The sequence below is a fragment of the Bradyrhizobium sp. CCBAU 53415 genome (assembly GCF_028128735.1).
Taxonomy (GTDB): Bacteria; Pseudomonadota; Alphaproteobacteria; order Rhizobiales; family Xanthobacteraceae; genus Bradyrhizobium.
On sequence record NZ_LBJF01000027.1, the window covers coordinates 1501648 to 1515300 of the forward strand.

A 13653-nucleotide genomic window follows, 5' to 3' on the forward strand; every position below is an offset into this window, starting at 1 on the left:
CGGCCATAACGGACGCCTGTAGGAAGAAGCCTCAGGCCTTCTCCTCCCAGATCATCGCCAGATGCACGATGGTCTGCACCGCCTTTTCCATGTCCTGCCGACTGACCCATTCGAGCCGCGAATGAAACGCGTGCTCGCCGGCGAAGATGTTGGGGCAGGGCAGTCCCATGAAGGACAGGCGAGAGCCGTCGGTGCCGCCGCGGATCGCGGTGCGCATCGGGCGCAGGCCGGCGCGGCGGATGGCCTCGATGGCGTATTCCAGCACGTGCGGGTGACGGTCGATCACCTGCTTCATGTTGCGGTACTGCTCCTTGACCTCGAATTTGTAGGTCGAGCGCGGATAGTCCTTCATCACGTCCTTGACGATGGCCTCGAGCAGGACTTCCTTCTCCCTCAAGCCTTCCTCGGTGAAGTCGCGCACGATGAAGGAGAGCGTCGCCTGCTCCAGCGCGCCCGCGATGCCGATCGGATGCAGGAAGCCCTGCTTGCCCGAGGTCGTCTCCGGCGAGCAGCCTTCCTTCGGCAGCCGCTCGACGATGGCGGCCGCGATCTTGATCGCGTGCTCCATCTTGCCCTTGGCGTAGCCGGGATGGGCGCTGACGCCGTTGATGGTGATGGTGGCGCCGTCGGCCGAGAAGGTCTCGTCCTCGACGCAGCCGGCGCTCTCGCCGTCCATGGTGTAACCGAAATCGGCGCCCAGCTTCTTCAGGTCGACATTGTCGACGCCGCGGCCGATCTCCTCGTCCGGCGTGAACAGGATCTTGATGGTGCCGTGCTTCACATCGGGATTGTCGATGAAGAAATGCGCGGCATCCATGATCTCGGCGACACCGGCCTTGTTGTCGGCTCCCAGCAGCGTGGTGCCGTCGGTGGTGATGATGTCGTTGCCGATCTGGTTCTTCAGCGCGGGATGCTCGGCAAGGCGGATCACCTGGCTGGTGTCGCCCGGCAGCACGATGTCGCCGCCGCGATAGTTCTTCACGACCTGGGGCTTGACGTCCTTGCCGGTGACATCGGGCGAGGTGTCCATGTGCGAGCAGAAGCAGATCACCGGCACCTTCTTGTCGGTGTTGGCGGGGATCGTTCCGTAGACGTAGCCGTACTCGTCGAGATGAGCGTCCTCGACGCCCATGGCCTTCAGCTCGGCGGCGAGCACGCGGCCGAGATCCTTCTGCTTCCCGGTCGAGGGCGAGCTGGGAGAGTCCGGGTCGGACTGGGTGTCGATTGTGACATAGCGCAGGAAGCGCTCGGTCACGGTATGCGAAAAGATGAGGGAGGACATTTCTGGTCAAACCGCCGGGTCTTTGGGAGCAGGTCTTGGGGAAGCAAGGCGGTATATCAGAAAAGCGGGCCGTGATGCGGCCAGAACGAGCTCGGATCAGGCCTAATGAATCGTAAGTGCTAGATCGCCTCTTTCAGTTCCTTCACCGGACGGAATGCGACCTTCCTGCTGGCCTTGATGTGGATCGCTTCGCCGGTGCCGGGATTGCGGCCAGTGCGGGCGGCCCGCTTGCGGACCTGGAGGATGCCAAGGCCCACGATGCGGACGCGGTCGCCCTTCTTGAGGTGCTTGGCGATCAGGTCGACCATGTCGGTCAGGACGGCCTCGGCGTGCTTTTTCGACAGGTCCTGGCGCTCCGCGATGTCTGCGGCGAGGTGCTTGAGCGTGATGGTGGCGGGGGCGGCTGCCTTTTTCGCCGAATCCTTCTTAGCCACGACTGGCCTCCTCAATTCCAATGACAGGGAAGCCCCGGAAAAGCCGGAAACGCGAGGGGGCACCCTAGGTCCCGGAAGGCGTAGACGATTCGAGCGTCGGCTGACTATGCCGAGAGTTCCCGCCGGACATCGGCAATCACCGGCGCAGATGCGACAGGCGTCGAGGAATTCGGGCTAAGACTATGAAGGGATTACCAAAATGGCGCGAGAGACGGGGCTCGAACCCGCGACCTCCGGCGTGACAGGCCAGAGGTTTATCTAGCAATATCAAGGACTGTTCCGAGCTTTTGGCAGCCTATGGGCCGCCGAAAAGCTCTCGAAGTTGGAACGCGTCCCATTCCGCCGCTGTCCCCTATTTCAGCGTGCGATCGAGAGGCGAGCCCGGACGTGCGGAGCGCCGCCCGATGACCGGCAAAAAGCTCGACAGCATCCCCGACAACGCGAAATCGGCGTACAGCGGTCGCCGCCACCTGGGATGGCTAAGTGCCCAGCGGCAAGTCTTCCTTTCTGGCCGTGTTGCCCGACAGAACAATCCTCGGCGCCTACCCTACGGAGCTGCGGGCGCGCAATCAATTATGGACCGGCGGGGACGTCGAACCGTGATGCCCGAAGCCGAAATCTTCCAGCGTGATGACGGTTGGTACGAGGTCGGCTTGCACCAGCCGATTGGACCATTCGAGACGCGGCAATTCGCCGTGGCCGTCGCGACCCACCAGCTCGCGCGCACCGCGTGGTTGCGGAAAAATTCCAAACACCGGACGGAGGGAGGAGCATGAGCGACAACGTTATCCGGTTTCCGCACTTCGATGCCGCCGCATTCGAGGAGTCCGAGAAACGCCACAAGCGCCGCGAGGCGGCGGCGTGGGCAATCAATCGGTGTGTCCGCAAGCATATTCTGAAGGGCTGCACGCTGGCCGAGATGGTTGCCGAGTTGCGGCTTGAGGCCGAGACGATCGAGGCGGTGGGGATCGAGGATTTGCCGAGCGAGCTCGGGGGAGCAGTCTAACCCAAAAAAGAACCGGCGGAGTGGAGGCCCCGGCCGGTTCAAAAGGTATTATATGCGAGTCAGTACAAAACCACAAACCACCGCCGACATCAAGACCGATCGTGCGCTGATAGCGCGCGGCCGCCTCAAAGAAGCTCGGCAATGGTTTGAGCATTGCGGGTGGAAGACGCTTCCCAGGAACGACCGGCTGATGCCGATCCTGCGATGGGGCGCCGACCATGCCCACATGGCCGATCCAAGCGATCCGCGCCGATCCGTCCGCCGCTGGTGCAGGAGGTGGGCGCCATGGCTGGACGAGCCCGCCATAGATCAAATCATCCGCTACACCAAGACATCAAACAAACGTTGGGCGGCGGATCAGTGCGCGGCCGTTCTCAACATCACCGTGCGCGACCGCCACAAGCTCTCATTTCGTTTCATCGGTGCTTGCGATGACGCAGGGTATGAATTCCGGTTGAACATCTCGCGCGCCAAGGCGGCCGAGCGATCTCGACGGTGCCGTGCCAAGAATTCGACGGGTGCAAAACCTGGACGTCCGAAGTCGCCGGGGGTGAAGCAATGGCATCTTCTGGGCATCAGTCGAGCCACCTATTTTCGCCGGAAATCGCTTGGAAACGAGGCGAAATCGCCGACAAATGAGACCGAAAAGCCGTCACGCCACATAAGTAAGAATATACACCGTGACGGCATTTCAGTCTCACGAGTTCAGGTCCGTGCCAGACCCAATCTTGTGAAGCCGACGAGGGGCGCTATCGCGCCGGCCTTCGGCCAGAGCGTCGCCCTGACGGGCCACGCTCTCGTCATCCTGCGTCCGCGGCCGCACCTGCATTTCGATGTGAAGGGCGGGGCAGGAGAGGGCACAGCTACAACAACTCAGACCATAGCGGCGGCGGGGTGATGATGACACCATCAACACCGAACATGCCGCAACACCACTTGGCTCGGCATAGGCGAGAGCATTGCTTCGCAAGGCTCTCTCGGCGAGCGCTACACGCTCGCGCTTTGCTTCCGCCTGGGGGCGCATGTGCGCCCCCCCGCCCCCCCGCACTGAAGGTTGCTGAAAGAGCCGGGCAAGCCGAGCACAACGACACCACACCGAGTTGTCGTCGCCCCCAGACCCGCCCCGCCAGCAAGCCCACTGGTAAGCCCACTGGTGAGAGTTTGCGGTCGCGGACACAGTTTCGCGCCCGCGACCTAAACCAACGCGCCGTGGGCCGCCCCAGCCTCAGCAATCGGGCAATGGCGCAAACTTTCATAGGAACCCTGTTTTTGACTGGCCGGGCGCGAGCGCGACGCTTCCGGCATTTCAGCATATTTGGGATTTCGGAAAACACGGTTTGTTTGTCGGAGAGAAGCCTGTGATGTACGGCAGAAGGCATAGGAATATGTTCCCTTTCGCCCCCAAGGCGCTGCGCCGGGCGATCCTGAGAATGCTCGATTCCGGCCGTTCCATGAACGCGTACGAGGTTGCGGGTTGCTGTTTCTCGTTCCGGCCGCGATGCAACCCCGGCTGGCGCATGCCGCGCGAGGCTGAGGTTGTCTCGGTCAGACGCGCGCTCCGGTATCTCATTGCTGCCGGCAAGGTCAGGACATGTGGCAAGTCCCGCCGTTTCCCGCACAAGCGCAGATGCTTCAATTACGAGCTGGTGCGATGACCGACGACGATCTCCGCAAGGCCATTGCGATTCACCAGAACGCAGCCGCGCTCTTGGAGGCCGAGCTGATCGCCCGCGAGCGCGCCAGAGCGACGGCGCGGGATGACGACTCCTCACTCATAACACCAGGGGAAGCGACAAGGATTTGCGGGCGCGATGAAACCACCGTGAGAAAGGATTGCGCGAACAATCAGACGCATCTTGGTGGTTTCGCGGTGAAGCTGGGCGGCCGGTGGCGCATATATCGCGGCAAGTACACCAAACACATCGAGCAACACGGGCTGTCGCGTTTTAGACGCTGATGCGCGCGCGTTTGCGCCTTTCCTGCGTGGCGAGGGTGAGTGCGCTTGGGCAGTATGCTTCTGCCGGTGCGGTTGTCTCGTCAGCCAGCGGTGCCGGCGCCTAACTGGGTTGTTGCGGACCTGGGGCGGCACGGAAAAGGTCTTCCAAGAACGATTCCGTGTCGCCTCTTCTGTTTTCAGAATGGAAGGGTGACATGGCGCAAGAGAACAGACGTTGTGGCGATTGCCGATTTTCCGAGAGGATGATCACCGGATCTGGCGCCAGTTACGACTACCAGCGCCAATGTCGTCGCAGCGCCCCCACCGCGTACTCCAATGGCGGAGCCGGGCATTGGCCTCGCGTTCTCCTCGATGACTGGTGTTTCGAATTTGAAGCCGCGCGCGGAGGAAGCCCCCGACCGGGTCAGCGTGCCGCCACCGCCAAGAACATCCCCAGCGCCACCGCCGCGAACGTTGCCGCAGACTGGAGCGATGTGATCGCCCAACTCAACAGCAGCAACAACCGGAAAGATTGAAGGCAAGAAAAATGGAGAACGTCATGTCCAACTCATCCGGCGCCAAAGCCGATCTAGCGACCGTCGAGGTCGCGCTGTTGATGCTGGACGAAGCCAAGCCGACCGCGATCCGCAACACGGCAACGTTCGCGGAGTGGCGCGTCAAGCACGATGCGCTCGATGCCGAGCGGGAGCGGCTTAGCGAGCTGATCGTTACGCTGGAGCACGAGGAGTGCGAGGCCAAGGCCGCGGCGGAGGCCGTCGCGCTGCGCGAGCGTTACGATGAATGCAGGGCCGCAAATCAGAAGTTGGCAGCCCGCATCAAGAGCGATTTGAAAAAGGCCAACGCGATCCTGGTCGCGCTCCTACGGGACACCGCCCAAGCCGATATCGCCACCGGCGCTGTCAATGCTCAGTTGCCAGATGGCCTTGAGCCGCTTGTTCCGCCGGAAGCGATCGCGCGGACTCGTGCCGGGCTCCCTCGCCAGGATCTGACGAGCAAGCGCACATGGTTGTGGACGACGGAAGGCGGCATGCTGATCGGCGATCAAGACAGCGTGAGAGACTACGGCGGCGGCCGCGGTCGTATCGGGCAGGGCTCATACACGACGCTATGCCACCTCGCGCTGTACGACGAAGTCGAATTTCATCCGGAGGAGCCCGCCCAGCGACCGCACTCGCTGTGGCAGATGCGGTTGGTTGGCGCGAGCGGCCCGCATTACGAGTACGACGGGACGCGCTGCAATCACCCGCACGATGTGCTGGCAGAATTGGCCAGGGGCGAGATCGCCGCGGAGCCGCACGAGCGCCCGATCGAAATCGAATTGCGTCCCGTGCCCACGGTCGACGAGGCCAAGCACGAAAGCATCAAGTCGCCGCCGGCTGGCACAGTCATCTCCTAGAAGCTGCCGGCGTCCCGGCGCCGCATGGTTTTTCATCGGACCATGCGGCGCCATCAATTCAAAGGGTAACGGGTAAATGTCGAAGATTATTGAAGCCCGCGCGATTCTGAGCGCGAGTGACAAAACTGGCGACACGTTCGACAAGCTCGCGTCGAAATTCAAGAGCGTTGAGAAAACCGCGAAGGCGCTGGAAGGCGTTCGGTTTTCCGGAATGGGCGACGACCTGGAGAAGCAACTGCGGCGCCTGCGGGTCGCTGAGAAGGACATCGCGGCAATCTCGAAGGAGTACGGCAATTTCTACGAGAAGGTGTTCGCGGGGCCTCGGGACCGGCGCCCGTCGATCATGTTCGATCCAAACTCTGCGCACAATCGGATGCTGCGCCAGTGGCGAACGCAAGTCGTTGGACACTACCAAGCCATCGCCGATGCGCAGGACGATGCCGAGAAGTCTGGCAAGCGGTTCTTCGCCACTGCCGGTGCCGCCGCGCTCCGCTGGGGCCTGCTCGCCGGAGGTGTCGGCAGCACCGCGTACATGGCAAACAGGGCCGCGCGCTTCACGTTCGACAGAACGAAGGAACTGAGCCGCGAGAGCACGAAGCAGCGCCAAGCCGGTCTCACTCAGGCGCAGAGCGACGCAATCAGCGAGGAGGCCGACAGGCAGTCTGCGCTGTACCCATCCGTATCGCGAACGGAATTCCGAGCCGCGGGCCGTGAAGCCACGATGCAGCTTGGCAGCTCCGAAGCGGGCCTCGCGATGATGCCGACCCTGGGGCGGTTCATGACATCCGGAAAAGTGCTCTGGGGCTCGGATAAGATCGACGAGCAAATGCGCAAGGCGTTGCAGGTCATAGACGCTCGACAGATTACGGACCCCGCACGAGCAAACAATCTGTTGGATGCACTGCTGCGGGCCTCGCAGGTCGAGGGCGGCGCCGACTACTCGGCCGCGGATCTCCGCTCGGCCATCCGCTACGGCCGCGACATGACGCGAGGGCAGAGCGATCGGTTCATTGCATCGGTGCTTCCTTCGCTAGGCGTCGACATGGGCTTCACCCAAGCCGGCACGGGTCTAGCCTCGATGCACTCCGCGCTGATCGGCGGACGGCAGAAGAAGGAAGCTGATGCGTTTCAACGTGCTGTCGGTTTGCGCAATGACACCGGACTAGTCGGGCAGGGCGTCTTTGCTCGCGACGTCGATAAGTGGTTCGACGAGTACTTTATCCCGGCGATGCAGAAGGCTAAGGTCGACACCAGCGACCCGGCGGCGGTCGCGGCATTCAACGCGAAGTTCTTCAGCAACAGGACGGCAGCCGACGTTGCCGGAAACCTGGTGAGCGGCCAGGCGCAGCGCATGCGCCGGCGTGAACAGCAGGAGCGCGCCACCGGCATGTCCGGAGCGGAGAACCTGCACCGTCAGGATGTCGGAGTCGCGCTCGAAGCAGTCAGCACGCAACTGGCGAATCTCGCCTCGAATGCGAAAGTTGCGGAAGCGTCGATCGGCACGCTCAACACCGTGATGGGCGCGCTTCAGAAGTTCAACAGCGCGGTATCAGGCGGCGAGCACGCCGGACTGTTCAAAATTCTGAGCGATTTCGGGACGGCGGCCGGCCGTACAATGTCTGGCACCGGACGCGACATCGAGGCCATCGGCAACGCGATCGTGGCGGCGGACAAGTTCATGGAAAACGCGCCGTCATGGATTGCAGGCGCCGCGCGATCTGGCGCCAACAACAATCCCCGAGTCGGGGGCGGGAGGGGCTGGCCGTCGTCGACAGATGCGGTGCCGTTCGTGCAAGGGTCCGACGCCGCAACGTATTCGCCAGCCGCTGGCCGCTGGGTCTCGGGCAACCCGCGCACCGGCGGCAATCGGATGCTCGCTCCGCCGTCATTTCCGGCGCCCGAGGTGTCACCAACGATGACCTACGGCACCGGCGCAAGCCAGGTCACGGCGCAGGTCACCGGGGAAGTCCACGGCACCGGCAAGTTTGACATCAACGTCAACGCCGGCTCGTCGCTGATCGAAGTGGTAAGGCGCGCTGAAGCCGTCATAGCCCTCGCGGGCCATATCTCCAGCAACGGCCCAGGCTCTACCGGCAAGAGCAGTCCGGACGCCGCCGCGCCGTCCAACCCACGCCAAGACTCAACCTGGAATCTGGCGCCATGACCCGACGACGCAGCACGGAAGAGCGCCTGAAGGAGCTGGAGTATCTCGTCGACGACGTGACGCGGCGGAACATGGTCGTTCAAGCGTTGTTTGCGACGTCGCTCGGCATGCTGTTGCGGCAGATTCCCGATGCATTGCGCGCCGAGATGATGCGCGAGCTGCGGGCCTGCACGTATTTCGAAACAAGCGCGCCAGATCCGCTGCGAGCTGAAACGGCCGCACTGGAGTTGGAGGAGTCTTTCGACGGGATGCTCGACATGGTCGAGCACATAGCACGAGCTACACAACAATGAAGATTGGAACGTTGAGGAAGTTTGACGAGGTGCGGGGCTATGGCTTCATCCGACCAGACGAAGGCGACTCTGATTTTTTCGTTCACATCAAGGCCTTCAAAAAGATCGGCATTGTTCCAGAAATCGGAATGCGCCTCGAATTTGAAGAGTGGCCGACCAAGGATGGCCGCCGCCGGGCAGGGCGGCTGTTTCCCGAGCAACACGGAGAATAAGCCATGCGTTTTGGAGTCGGAGTCCGTTTTCCCGTTCCCAATGCCGTCGCGCTTGTCGGCAAGGCGTTTTCCATCAGTCGCGTGAAGGCCGCCGCCATCGGCAAAACGCCGCTGGCCGGCAAGATAGCCTCGCGCCTCGCATTCCGCTCTGCGCTCGGAAGCGTCCCCATCATCACGACGAGTTCGATATCGACCGGCTCCAATCTCGGCTTCGATGCATTCATTGCGCACATTGATGCCACCAACAGCCCGACCTCCTACGCGATCACCGCGGGGAATCCGTCGGGTTATTTTGCTCTGTACAACACCGGCAATTTGCGCACCGGCCTCTCGGCATCGCCACCGGATGGCGTCTACAATTTGACCGTCACCGCGTCGAACAGCTACGGCACGAGTCCTGCCAAGTCCATCGGCGTGTCGGTCGGCGCGGCGCCGGTCGTTGTGGGAACGACGTTCAATCTGTCACTTCCGGCCACGTCTGGCGCGCACGTCGGCACGATGACGGCAACCAGCGGCACACCGACGTCATGGTCCATCACCGCGGGCAATTCCGCCGGGTACTTCGCAATCGACAATTCCGGCCTGATCACCGTCACGTCCGCCGGCGCGTCGGGCCTGACCGCTCAGACCTACGGCCTGACGGTGCAGGCGACCAACGCGCTCGGCAGCAACACTGGCAGCGTTAGCATCGTCGCCTCGGCCGTTGCGAGCCCCGGAGATGGATCTGCGAATGCTCCTACCGGAGCAGCCCAATTCCCGAGTCTGCTTAACGCAATGGCCGCGCGTCCACCCTGGAGTGTTGCCGGCGTCGACTATCGCACCGGCATCAATACCGGCGTGACGCTGAAAGATCCCGCCACCATTTCCATCGCAGGTGTCGACGTGGACACCGGCTCGCGCGTCGTCACGATTCTCGGGAACAATGTAATTATCGACGCTTACGACTTCAGCCTGGGCGGCGGCTGGTCTCTCCACGTCGGAAGCGGCAGCCAGATCGGCGGCAGCAACGCCATCATCACGAACTGCAAATTCAGATACAACACGCTTTGGATTCGCAACCAGCCAGGCGCCGGAAATCCCGGCACGACAATCAGGTACTGCGAATTCGATGGCGGCGTCACGGGCGTTGACTCGAACGCTCCCGAATTCCTCATCGATTACCGAGCCAACGGCGACCACATCTTCGAATATAATTGGGTTCATAATGTCGCGTGCGATGTATTCGGCATCTCCGAATATTACGATGACGGAACAATCTCGAAGTGGACGTGCCGTTTCAACGTGATGAACGACTCCGGTTACAACTCGGCGATAGGTTGGCACCCGGACTGGGTTCAGACCTACGGCGGAGCGATCACCGAGATCGACTTCTCATACAACACATTCGCAGAAATCTCCGGCGGCGGCGCGGTGCAGGGCGTCTGCGGCGATCCCGGCGGGCCTTGGTACGGCGGCGCGATTCACCACAACGTGTTCTATTGCGGCGACAGCGTCCACATAAACTTCTTCGTGACGCCCTACACGCCCGGGAGCCAACTGATCGACGTCCACGACAACTACGCTCGCCTAAAAGCTGGCGGTTTCGGAGGGTCTGGCGTCGTGTTCAACTATCCAGGATCGGAAGCCGACGGCAACTTCCACGACAACGTAAATATGTCGACCGGCTCCACATTCGGCTCGTGGAGTGCAGGCGGAACGCCGCCGTGACGATGGACTGACACAAGCATCAATCTCGCAACCCCTCAGGAGGGCATTTTTGGAATGAGCGCAACATTCATCAATTCCTGGTCAGAAAGGCAGGTCAGCGGTGCGTCATCATTCAGCATCACCTTGTCGCTGACCGCCGGAAACTCGGCGGTCCTGATCGGATCGCAGGACAAAGGCAGCCCGCTTCCGACCTCAGTCGTTACCGATGGCGGCACAGGTAGCGACGCCTTCACGCTGACCAGCGTCACCGGCACGAGCGCGAGTTCATTCAGGTACTTTGTCTACTTCCTACCCACGCTCAGTGACACACGGACTGGCGTCACGCTGACCTGGGCCTCTGGGGTTCCATTCGCCGACGCCTTCCTGTGGCAATTCTCAGGGCTCGCCAGCCCTGTGCTTGATGCCGGCGTGGTTGGCACCGGATCAGGGTCCGGGGATGTATCAACATCCTCGACGGGCACGCTGGCCTCGGCCGACGAGTTCGCCGTCGTCTATGGCTGCTCTGCGGTCGAAATTCTTGCCGTTCCTTCGCCGTGGACCAGTGATGGCCGTATTCCAGACACGGGGAGCCGTGGGGGCCATCAGATCCTGACGGCGAACACTGCCATCCAGGGCACTGTGACCAATGACTCCGGCGAATATGTCGTGGTCGCCGCGACCTTCAAGGGCGCCTCCGGCACGGACGTGCTGATGCCGCAGATCTGGATGTGAAGCATTTTGGCGGGGCCGGTCTTTCGCCCCCGCCATTCCCCATGGGCGACGGCGGATGTAACCGCGCCCTGGGGCCGCTCCAGACCTCTTGTTTTGTAGTGTCTGCGAAGGCCCGATTGACATTCGGGCTAGGTGGGTAGCCCCGCATCAAACGGCCCCCAAGGGAGGGAGGGTATCGTTATGGCAAAGCGTCGCAGCCGACTAGAGGACGACGAGGACGACGATAATAGCGGCTGCGAAGCTGGGGACGTTCCGGCATCAGCTCACGCATGGGGACGCGAGCCGTGGCCTGGGAAGCTGCAAGCCATCCTGGACGCGCTGGAGATTGACGCGCTCGACGATGGCTCGCGGCTGTACCTTCAAAGACAGCTCTATATCGCGACCCTGTTTAACGAAGACCGCACCGGGCACGTCATCTTGACCTTGCGGTGCATTACGGAATCGGAGGGCAACTCCGGCGCACTTTCCGAGATGCATATCAGGGCGGTCTCCGGCGCGATCGGGCCATATGCCGATCGCGGCCTCGCCCTTATCGAGGCATTTGACCAAATCTCATTGGTCGGCATCTTTGAGCAGATGCGCGCGCTGGAATACTTCTACGAGAAGGAGGCCACGGACGCGCTGGAGCGGATCTTGCGGCACAAGCTGCGCCGTGCCCTTGATCCAACAGCGCCAGAGCTAGCGCCACCGCCAACGAAGCAAGAGCGCCTTGCCGCGGCCAAGGCGCGTGCCGCCGCGGCAAGGCTTGCGACCGTCGAGCGCAATATCGACATCGGCCGGCAGATGGCCGCGCTTCGTGACATGACTCCATGCAACAAAAAGTTTGGCCGGTTGCGCGCCAAGCAATTCGACTTCCCGCAACGGGAATCCGCGGAAATGCTGAGGGTGGCGCGGATATACGGCGATCGGCCCGAGTTCTATCGCATCACAACTTGGCCTGTGCTGGTGGAGCTATCGGCACCTGGGACTCCACCGGCGCTGCGCCGCAAGGCCGAGGCAAGGATAGCGGCAGGCGAGCGCGTCACCGGCGCAGAGATCATCCGCGCTCGCTGATTTTGAGCGCAGGCTCCGCCGTCTGGACCGGCAAGGGCATCAGGACCTCCAGCGGCCCCGGCCTCACGACATTCCTCTCTACCCGGGCCGTGGGCGTCCTATCGCATCATCGTCTATTCGCTGCCCGCGCGCAGGAGGCGCCGCGTAGGCCTTACCAACCAGCTCTGTGCAAAAGTGGACATAATAAATTTCCGGACGGGACTAGGCTAGCTTGTGCTTGGTCCCAGGCTAGGCAACTTCCAAGGGCTCCAGCATTTAGGGTTGTGCTGGGGCCGTTTTTCTTTCTGCCCTTGGTGTGCTGGTTCATGTTTAACGATGCACTCTTCGATGAGTTGAGGCAGCTGGAGCGCAATGTCGTCGAAGCTGAGCGACGGCTGGCCGAGCAGGAGGCGATGATCGTCCACCTGAAACGACAACACCAGGATGTCAGCAGCGCGCAGGCCGAACTGGAAGTCATGCGCGAGAACCAGCGGCAGCGTCAGCAGGACCGACAGCGGCTTCTATCGTTGCTGCAACGCTAAGGGACGTTCTGCAGTGGGGCTCCACGCGGCATATGGTTCAGCGCCGGGGCCAGGATCGGTGCCGTCCTGCCGGCGGCCGTGCATGCCGCGATGCCGGCCGCCTCTTGCGAGCGGCGCTTCTCCGAGCCCTACGGGAGCAATGTTCACTCCGCGGCCACCTTTTTTATTGCGATTTAGATTGACTGGATATATCGATTTAATATTATTTAATGTTGCAATAACCTAGATTATATAGTGCCCGTGCCTGAGCTTGGAGCCTGAAACGCCGGGCATTTCCCTCAAGCGGCGCAGGGAGACCCAAGTGGCATGGATCGAGATCTCCTTAACGCGATGTCCATCGATGAGTTGTGGGCGCTGCACACCGACGTCGATCAGGCCCTAACCATCAAGCTGATCGCAGCAAAGCGCGACCTTGAGGAGCGGCTTGATCAGCTCGGCCGGAGAGCAGACTGGAACGAACCCGGGAAAAAGCACCACTAAGGCGCGACAGAGCCTCCCGAGCGAGTGTTATAATTCGTGATTAATTGGAATTAACTTAATCTAAGTTTTTTGGGTCGGTGCATGATTTAATTGTTGCCTCGCTAGCAAAAGGGCGGCGCGGCCTTCCCCTCCATTCCCTTGCGCCCGCTCGGAAGGTCCGGCCATGACTGGTCTCCATGATTTCCAGAATTCCCCAGCCCCAGCCCCAGCCCCAGCGTCAATGCGATCGGCCGCTCCCTTAGAATGGGCCAACCCGCCCGAGGCGGGCAATCTCGGCGGTCGAGCGGATGCCGCGGCCGCTGTTCTTCGGCACCGCTTCGAAGTGCTCGCTGCTCAGATTGCCGAGTTGGGAGCGCTTCGCGAACGCGTTCTTGAGGCTGAGCAGAAGATCGCCTCTTGAGCTGACCAAGGCAGGCTGCCTTCGCTTGGCAGAGGAA

The 13653-nt window shown here is 61.8% G+C and carries 17 protein-coding genes; 14 read left to right on the top strand and 3 right to left on the bottom strand.

The annotated features are described in order from the left end of the window. Window positions 1-31: 31 nt before the first annotated feature. Complete coding sequence (pepT, locus tag XH87_RS35210; protein ID WP_271590734.1) at window positions 32-1282, bottom strand: peptidase T; 1251 nt, start codon at window positions 1280-1282, stop codon at window positions 32-34. Between the two features lie 119 nt (window positions 1283-1401). Next, window positions 1402-1716: an HU family DNA-binding protein gene (locus XH87_RS35215; protein ID WP_035704017.1), complete on the bottom strand. Its 315-nt coding sequence runs from the start codon at window positions 1714-1716 to the stop codon at window positions 1402-1404. 404 nt (window positions 1717-2120) lie between these two features. Here XH87_RS35215 and XH87_RS35220 point away from each other — a divergent pair, with 404 nt between their 5' ends. The 14 genes from XH87_RS35220 (at window position 2121) to XH87_RS35285 (ending at window position 13216) form a co-directional block, all read left to right on the top strand. Continuing rightward, window positions 2121-2492: a hypothetical protein gene (locus tag XH87_RS35220; RefSeq protein ID WP_271590735.1), complete on the top strand. Its 372-nt coding sequence runs from the start codon at window positions 2121-2123 to the stop codon at window positions 2490-2492. Beyond that, a complete protein-coding gene (locus XH87_RS35225; RefSeq protein WP_271590736.1) occupies window positions 2489-2722 on the top strand; it encodes a hypothetical protein in 234 nt (77 codons plus the stop codon). The genes XH87_RS35220 and XH87_RS35225 overlap by 4 nt, the downstream gene beginning before the upstream one ends. 52 nt (window positions 2723-2774) lie before the next feature. Next, window positions 2775-3620 carry a hypothetical protein gene (locus XH87_RS35230; protein WP_271590737.1) on the top strand — a complete coding sequence of 282 codons (846 nt, stop codon included), beginning with the start codon at window positions 2775-2777 and terminating at the stop codon, window positions 3618-3620. A gap of 753 nt (window positions 3621-4373) precedes the next feature. Then, window positions 4374-4679, top strand: coding sequence for a hypothetical protein (locus XH87_RS35235; RefSeq protein ID WP_271590738.1), 306 nt, complete (start codon window positions 4374-4376; stop codon window positions 4677-4679). Between the two features lie 194 nt (window positions 4680-4873). Then, window positions 4874-5194: a hypothetical protein gene (locus XH87_RS35240; protein WP_271590739.1), complete on the top strand. Its 321-nt coding sequence runs from the start codon at window positions 4874-4876 to the stop codon at window positions 5192-5194. A gap of 23 nt (window positions 5195-5217) precedes the next feature. Then, window positions 5218-6075, top strand: coding sequence for a hypothetical protein (locus XH87_RS35245; protein ID WP_271590740.1), 858 nt, complete (start codon window positions 5218-5220; stop codon window positions 6073-6075). 76 nt (window positions 6076-6151) lie between these two features. Beyond that, window positions 6152-8239 carry a hypothetical protein gene (locus XH87_RS35250; RefSeq protein WP_271590741.1) on the top strand — a complete coding sequence of 696 codons (2088 nt, stop codon included), beginning with the start codon at window positions 6152-6154 and terminating at the stop codon, window positions 8237-8239. Continuing rightward, window positions 8236-8532 (top strand): hypothetical protein, encoded by a 297-nt coding sequence (locus tag XH87_RS35255; RefSeq protein ID WP_035715011.1) that lies wholly within the window; start codon window positions 8236-8238, stop codon window positions 8530-8532. The genes XH87_RS35250 and XH87_RS35255 overlap by 4 nt, the downstream gene beginning before the upstream one ends. Beyond that, window positions 8529-8744 (top strand): cold-shock protein, encoded by a 216-nt coding sequence (locus XH87_RS35260; RefSeq protein ID WP_271590742.1) that lies wholly within the window; start codon window positions 8529-8531, stop codon window positions 8742-8744. The genes XH87_RS35255 and XH87_RS35260 overlap by 4 nt, the downstream gene beginning before the upstream one ends. Before the next feature lie 3 nt (window positions 8745-8747). Further along, window positions 8748-10451 (top strand): cadherin repeat domain-containing protein, encoded by a 1704-nt coding sequence (locus tag XH87_RS35265; RefSeq protein WP_271590743.1) that lies wholly within the window; start codon window positions 8748-8750, stop codon window positions 10449-10451. Window positions 10452-10505: 54 nt separating this feature from the next. Further along, window positions 10506-11162, top strand: coding sequence for a hypothetical protein (locus XH87_RS35270; protein ID WP_271590744.1), 657 nt, complete (start codon window positions 10506-10508; stop codon window positions 11160-11162). Between the two features lie 180 nt (window positions 11163-11342). Further along, complete coding sequence (locus XH87_RS35275) at window positions 11343-12215, top strand: hypothetical protein (protein ID WP_271590745.1); 873 nt, start codon at window positions 11343-11345, stop codon at window positions 12213-12215. Between the two features lie 305 nt (window positions 12216-12520). Continuing rightward, a complete protein-coding gene (locus XH87_RS35280) occupies window positions 12521-12736 on the top strand; it encodes a hypothetical protein (protein ID WP_271590746.1) in 216 nt (71 codons plus the stop codon). A gap of 306 nt (window positions 12737-13042) precedes the next feature. Then, window positions 13043-13216, top strand: a complete 174-nt coding sequence (locus XH87_RS35285) for a hypothetical protein (RefSeq protein ID WP_271590747.1) — start codon at window positions 13043-13045, stop codon at window positions 13214-13216. A gap of 238 nt (window positions 13217-13454) precedes the next feature. On the opposite strand, the gene XH87_RS35290 is transcribed toward XH87_RS35285, so the two are convergent. After that, window positions 13455-13625: a hypothetical protein gene (locus XH87_RS35290; RefSeq protein WP_157461155.1), complete on the bottom strand. Its 171-nt coding sequence runs from the start codon at window positions 13623-13625 to the stop codon at window positions 13455-13457. Between the last annotated feature and the right edge of the window lie 28 nt (window positions 13626-13653).

Coding starts and splice junctions, on each gene's coding strand:
- XH87_RS35245 (WP_271590740.1), top strand. CDS start 5,218: ATGTCCAACTCATCCGGCGCCAAAGCCGATCTAGCGACCGTCGAGGTC.
- XH87_RS35250 (WP_271590741.1), top strand. CDS start 6,152: ATGTCGAAGATTATTGAAGCCCGCGCGATTCTGAGCGCGAGTGACAAA.
- XH87_RS35260 (WP_271590742.1), top strand. CDS start 8,529: ATGAAGATTGGAACGTTGAGGAAGTTTGACGAGGTGCGGGGCTATGGC.
- XH87_RS35280 (WP_271590746.1), top strand. CDS start 12,521: ATGTTTAACGATGCACTCTTCGATGAGTTGAGGCAGCTGGAGCGCAAT.
- XH87_RS35270 (WP_271590744.1), top strand. CDS start 10,506: ATGAGCGCAACATTCATCAATTCCTGGTCAGAAAGGCAGGTCAGCGGT.
- XH87_RS35285 (WP_271590747.1), top strand. CDS start 13,043: ATGGATCGAGATCTCCTTAACGCGATGTCCATCGATGAGTTGTGGGCG.
- XH87_RS35255 (WP_035715011.1), top strand. CDS start 8,236: ATGACCCGACGACGCAGCACGGAAGAGCGCCTGAAGGAGCTGGAGTAT.
- XH87_RS35265 (WP_271590743.1), top strand. CDS start 8,748: ATGCGTTTTGGAGTCGGAGTCCGTTTTCCCGTTCCCAATGCCGTCGCG.
- XH87_RS35235 (WP_271590738.1), top strand. CDS start 4,374: ATGACCGACGACGATCTCCGCAAGGCCATTGCGATTCACCAGAACGCA.
- XH87_RS35240 (WP_271590739.1), top strand. CDS start 4,874: ATGGCGCAAGAGAACAGACGTTGTGGCGATTGCCGATTTTCCGAGAGG.
- XH87_RS35225 (WP_271590736.1), top strand. CDS start 2,489: ATGAGCGACAACGTTATCCGGTTTCCGCACTTCGATGCCGCCGCATTC.
- pepT (WP_271590734.1), bottom strand. CDS start 1,282: ATGTCCTCCCTCATCTTTTCGCATACCGTGACCGAGCGCTTCCTGCGC.
- XH87_RS35275 (WP_271590745.1), top strand. CDS start 11,343: ATGGCAAAGCGTCGCAGCCGACTAGAGGACGACGAGGACGACGATAAT.
- XH87_RS35220 (WP_271590735.1), top strand. CDS start 2,121: ATGACCGGCAAAAAGCTCGACAGCATCCCCGACAACGCGAAATCGGCG.
- XH87_RS35230 (WP_271590737.1), top strand. CDS start 2,775: ATGCGAGTCAGTACAAAACCACAAACCACCGCCGACATCAAGACCGAT.